Origin of the sequence: Streptomyces sp. 8L, assembly GCF_020176795.1 — a bacterium.
In the GTDB taxonomy this organism is placed as follows: domain Bacteria; phylum Actinomycetota; class Actinomycetes; order Streptomycetales; family Streptomycetaceae; genus Streptomyces.
In genome coordinates this window covers 1-1,803 of record NZ_JAIUKE010000701.1, presented here as the reverse complement: position 1 = coordinate 1,803, position 1,803 = coordinate 1, and the positions used below count along the sequence as shown (strand labels likewise).

Annotated in this window: 1 protein-coding gene and 1 pseudogene; one reads left to right on the top strand and one right to left on the bottom strand. The window is 69.9% G+C overall.

Annotated elements, in window-relative coordinates; translation table 11 throughout:
- Nucleotides 1–264: 264 nt before the first annotated feature.
- A pseudogene (locus LCE31_RS37415) lies at nt 265–739 on the bottom strand (transposase); the annotation flags it as partial.
- A 377-nt stretch (nt 740–1,116) separates the two neighbouring features.
- Between LCE31_RS37415 and LCE31_RS37410 the strand changes: the two are divergent.
- Entirely contained in the window at nt 1,117–1,557 is a 441-nt protein-coding gene (locus LCE31_RS37410) for a VOC family protein (protein WP_225022543.1), read from the top strand.
- The last annotated feature ends 246 nt before the right edge of the window (nt 1,558–1,803 follow it).

Sequence of the window (1,803 nt, the reverse complement as noted above, 5' to 3'; positions counted from 1 at the left end):
TTGGCCGTTTGCCCCCCCGCGGGGGGGGGGGGGGCCGGCCGCGGGGCCCGCCGGCGGCCGGGCGGGGGGGGGGGGGGGGGGCGGGGCCCGCGCGGCCATGCCCTCGGACGGTCCCGCGGCGCCCCGGCCACCCGACCCCACCTCTCCGAACTCCGGTCTCGCCGCCATCTCCGTCCGGCCGGCGAGACGATCCCGACGGCACGGCCGGTCGTGTCCGCGAAGTCATGGGAACCGGAGTTGTAGGCAGGCGAGGGTGACGATGGCTTAGTAGTGGACGGCTCGTTTGTCGCAGCGGGTGGCGAGGGCTCTGTTTTGTCTGAGTCGGCCGAAGCGGCGTTCGACGACGCTGCGGCGTTGGTAGGAGACGGGGTCGAGGCGGCAGAGTCGTTCGCCGCCTCGCAGGCGGCCGTTGATCTGGTTGATGCGTTCGGGAATGGTGCGGGCGATCCCGCGTTTTCGCAGGCAGGCGCGGATTCTCCCGGACGAGTGTCCCTTGCCGGCGGCCATCGATCGGGACGAGTCCCGGGTTTGTCCGGGCCCGGCCGGGCCACGCTGATCCGCTCCATGACGGGTTCGAATCGGGTGCAGTCGTTGGTGTTGCCACCGGTCAGGGTGAAGGCCGGTCCTGTCCGTCGCAGGTCAGGTGGATCTTCGTAGTCAGTCCGCCGCAGGAGCGGCCGATGTTTTCGTCGGGCAGTTCTGGCCCCACTGTGCCGAGGTGAGTCCTGGATCTCGTCGTAACGCAAGACCCCGAAGGTGTTGCAATGACGAGGAGGCGTCGAGGAGTCAGAGGGCCTGGACCTGCTGCTTTGGCCGACAAGTGAACGAGCGCGCCGAACTGGCTCGCTGGGATGCCCGGCGGTCCGAGCCGCCGGAGAAACCGGGCTGCCACTTGGCAGCCGAGTTGGGGAAGCGTCTCGATGAGCTGAGCGACCCGATCCGTGGTGTCTTGGTCGCGAGCCTCAAGGCCACGCCGTTCCTGATGGTGGGCGCTCTCGTCCAGCTCAAGCAGCGGCTGCGGCGTCACGCCGAGATGAGCGGCATCATCTCCTACGTGGTGCGCGGGCCGGACGTTCCCATGATCGCCCGTCGGGTCCTCGCGGTATCGTCGCGGGCATGCCGCGCCTGTATCGGAAGCAGACCGACTCGTCGACGTTCACAGAACCCCGCGTCTTGGCGAGGGTGTTCGCGGAGCCGGGGCTTTTCGAGCAGACAGTGCGCCGGTACGAGCAGTTCACCGGGGCCCGTCTGGACATGGATCTCGACGTGCGTGAACTCGGCATCCGCATTGCCGCTGTCGGCGCGTTCCTCGTCCTGGAGCTGGACCCGGCGCTGCTCGACCGTGCCGGACAAGCGCGGCGCACTCCCGTCACCATGATCTTCTCCCATCTCGACCAGGCGATCTCACGCGGTCTCGCTCTCGGATCGGAACTCGTCGAGGCCCCGTTCCCGGTACCCACCGGCCGAGGGGCACGGCTGCGCCACCCTGATGGGCTGCTCGTCGAATACCTGGAACACCGGCCGAGCCCGCACGACGTCGACACGCCGGCGCTGTGAACCGGTGTGTGCCCGAACGGCGGCGCCGCGTCCTGGGTCGGCCTGCCGGCCGGGCGTGGCCTTGCGGCCGGGCAGAGTGCTGAGCGGCGGCGCTCACTGCGTTCAGAGGTCACGGTTCACGGGTGTGGCGGCCCGCGCCGAGTGATGCGGGTCCACCATGCCGTGACGTGGGCGGTCCTGGCGTGGTCTTGGCGATGTCGAGCCTTCGTGGCGGTCTGCGTGCGGTGGGGGGCGTAGGGGTGGGGG